The following is a 3,308-nucleotide window of genomic DNA, read 5'->3' on the forward strand; positions in this document are numbered from 1 at the left end:
TCATTGACCACCCGGTCCACCAGTTCTGGCGGGCACGATCGGGTCAAGGCGCCCAGCCCCAACCGCTCCAGACGGGATATCAGCACACCGGCTCAACCGGCCGACAGCCTCAAAAGCAACGGCATTGCCCTTCAGGCACTGGGGGAGCATCAAGCTGGCCACGCGACTGCACCGGACGGGTGCGGTCTACGTGCTCGACGAACCGACGACCGGCCTGCACATGGCGGACGTGGAGGGCCTCGTAGCCCTGCTGGACCGGCTGGTCGACTCGGGCAACACGGTCGTCGTCGTGGAGCACAACCTCGACGTGATCGCCCGGGCCGACTGGGTGATCGACCTCGGCCCGGACGGCGGCCGGGACGGCGGCGAGATCGTCTTCGAGGGGACGCCTCGTCGACTCCTGGACGCCGAGGGGTCGTTCACCGGGGAGCATCTGCGGCGGGCGGTTCGGCACCAAGGCCGGTGAACGGCGCGCCGGCGTCAACGCGCGGTCCGCTCGTTGGGCCCGATGGGGTGGTTTGGCCCACCGCAGGCCGATCACGCGTGCGGGGCCCGCGAACACTGGACGGCGGGTGGCGCGGGCCACCGGTGAGGGGAACGGCATGGCCGACGGCACGGTTCTGGTGGCGGTGGCGGAGCATCCGGAGGACGGGGGCGCCACCGCCGGGCAGTTGACGCGCATCGCCGAGGGAATCCGGGCGCGCGGCTTACAGGTGCGCCGGGTGGTGAGCGTCGCCGATGCCGAGGCGGTACTCAGGACCGAGGCGGGGCTGGCCGCGGCGGTGGTCGCCTGGGACCTCCCGCCCGGGCCGGGGGACGGGCCGGGCGGTGCGACGGTGCTGCGCCGGATCGGACGCCGGTTCCAGAACCTGCCGGTCTTCCTGGTCATGGCCGGCGAGGGGCTGGGTGAGCTGCCGCTGTGGGTGTCGCAGTCGGTGGTGGGCTATGTGTGGCCGCTGGAGGACACGCCCGCGTTCATCGCCGGGCGGATCACCACGGCCGCACGCGCCTACCAGGACGCCCTGCTTCCGCCGTTCTTCAAGGCGCTGCGGCGCTTCGACGACGCGCACGAGTACTCGTGGCACACGCCCGCGCACTCCGGGGGTGTCGCCTTCCTCAAGTCGCCCGTGGGCCGGGCGTTCCACGAGTACTTCGGGGAGCGGCTGCTGCGCAGCGACCTGTCGATCTCGGTGGAGGAGCTCGGCTCGCTGTTCGAGCACACCGGGCCGATCGGCGAGGCGGAGCGCAACGCCGCGCGGGTCTTCGGCTCCGACCACACGTACTTCGTCCTTCACGGCGACTCCACCTGCAACCGCCTGGTCGGCCACTTCAGCGTGACCCGCGACGAGATCGCCCTGGTGGACCGCAACTGCCACAAGTCGGTTCTGCACGGCCTGGTCGTCTCCGGCGCGCGACCGGTGTACCTGGTCCCCACCCGGAACGGCTACGGCCTCGCGGGCCCCCTGCCACCGGCCGAGATCGCGGCGGAGTCGGTGGCGGCGCGGATCGCGGCGAGCCCGCTGACGGCGGACGCCGTGTCGTCCCGCGCCCAGTACGCGGTGTTCACCAACTCCACGTACGACGGGCTGTGTTACGACGCGGTGGCGGCGGCCCGGGCGTTCGCCGCCGGGACGCCCCGGCTGCACTTCGACGAGGCGTGGTTCGCGTACGCCCGCTTCCATCCGCTCTACGCCGGGCGCTACGGCATGTCGGTGGACGAGGAGGCCTTCCCCGGCCCCGACCGGCCGACGGTCTTCGCGACCCAGTCCACCCACAAACTGCTGGCGGCGCTGTCGCAGGGCGCCATGGTGCACGTCAGGCCCGCGCCGCGGGCACCGGTGGAGCACGACCGGTTCAACGAGGCGCTGATGATGCACGGCACCACGTCACCGCTGTACCCGATGATCGCTTCGCTGGACGTGGCCACGGCGATGATGGACGGCCCGCAGGGGCAGTGGCTGGTCGACGAGGCGGTGACCGAGGCGATCCGGTTCCGCCAGGAGATGGTGCGGATCGGGCGGCGGATCGCGGCGGCGGGCGACCGGCCGCCGTGGTTCTTCGGGGTGTGGCAGCCGGACGAGGTGACGGACCCCGCGAGCGGGGAACGGCTGCCCTTCGAGGAGGCCCCGGCGGAGCTGTTGCGAACCGAGCCGTCCTGCTGGCACCTCGCCCCCGGAGCGGACTGGCACGGCTTCCCCGGGCTGACCGACGGCTACTGCATGCTCGACCCGATCAAGGTCACCCTGACCTGCCCGGGGCTCGACGCGACGGGGGCGATGTCCGGCCAGGGCATCCCCGCCCGGGTCCTCACCGCCTATCTGACGACACGCGGCATCGTCGTGGAGAAGACCGACAGCTACACCACGCTGGTGCTGTTCTCCATGGGCATCACGAAGGGCAAGTGGGGCACGCTGCTGGACGCCCTCATGGACTTCAAGGAGCTCTACGACGCTGACGTCCCGCTCGACCGCGTGCTGCCCTCGCTGGTCGCCGAGCACCCGCGGCGCTATGCCGGGTTGACGCTGCGCGCCCTGTGCCAGGAGATGCACGACCATCTGCGCGAGGCCCGCCTGGTCGAGCTCCTCGACACGGCTTTCCAGCAGCTGCCCGAGCCCGTCGCCCCGCCCCAGCTGTGCTACCAGCGCCTGATCCGCGGCGGCACGGAACGCATCCGTCTGGCGGACGCGCCGGGCCGGATCGCCGCGGCGATGGTCACGGTGACGCCGCCCGGCATCCCGGTCCTCATGCCGGGCGAGAGCACCGGGGACACCGATGGCCCCCTCCTGCGCTACCTCGGTGCCCTGGAGTCCTTCGACCGCCGCTTCCCCGGCTTCGGCAGCGAGACCCACGGGGTGACCCGTGACCCTGACACGGGTGACTACCTGATCGAGTGCCTGCGCCCGGACGACCAGCAGGGCGCCGCCGCGGTGACACCGGCACAGCGGCGGGGCCTGGAAGGTGCCGGGTCGGTGGGGTAGAGCGCCACGGCCGCGGTGACACCGGCACAGCGGCGGCGCCTGGAGGGTGCCGGGTCGGTGTGGTGATGTCACGCCCGTGCCCGGCGATGTCCCCGCGGGAATGCGCCCCGGCACGGCTCGCGAGGGCCCGCGGCCGACGGGCGGCAGGGGGCCAGCCCACCCTCGGCGGGTGAGACGCCCGCGTCGGCCGAGCCGGACAGCGGGCGGTCGAGCCGGACAGTGGGCCGTCGAGCCGGACAGCGGGCGACCGCCCCGGCTGCGATGGTGCCGTTCCGGGTGCGGCGGATACGGCTGGGGCCCGTGGTCGGGAAGAACCGTGCCCAGCCGTCC

At 72.8% G+C, this 3,308-nt stretch carries 2 protein-coding genes and 1 pseudogene; 2 read left to right on the top strand and 1 reads right to left on the bottom strand.

Features of this window, described 5'->3' with window-relative positions; translation table 11 throughout:
- Positions 1 to 148: 148 nt before the first annotated feature.
- Both C1J00_RS40780 and C1J00_RS40785 read left to right on the top strand, forming a co-directional pair.
- Positions 149 to 466: pseudogene (locus tag C1J00_RS40780) on the top strand (excinuclease ABC subunit UvrA); the annotation flags it as partial.
- A gap of 136 nt (positions 467 to 602) precedes the next feature.
- A complete protein-coding gene (locus tag C1J00_RS40785; protein ID WP_102913886.1) occupies positions 603 to 2,978 on the top strand; it encodes an Orn/Lys/Arg family decarboxylase in 2,376 nt (791 codons plus the stop codon).
- Between the two features lie 68 nt (positions 2,979 to 3,046).
- Here the strand turns inward: C1J00_RS40785 and C1J00_RS46075 are convergent.
- Positions 3,047 to 3,308, bottom strand: a 262-nt coding sequence (locus C1J00_RS46075) for a hypothetical protein (RefSeq protein WP_219728413.1), incomplete at its 5' end; no start/stop codon positions are given.

Source organism: Streptomyces cahuitamycinicus, assembly GCF_002891435.1.
Classification (GTDB): domain Bacteria; phylum Actinomycetota; class Actinomycetes; order Streptomycetales; family Streptomycetaceae; genus Streptomyces; species Streptomyces cahuitamycinicus.

What these genes read in the sequence shown, in the direction of transcription:
- C1J00_RS40785 (WP_102913886.1), top strand. Translation starts at nt 603, where the DNA reads ATGGCCGACGGCACGGTTCTGGTGGCGGTGGCGGAGCATCCGGAGGAC.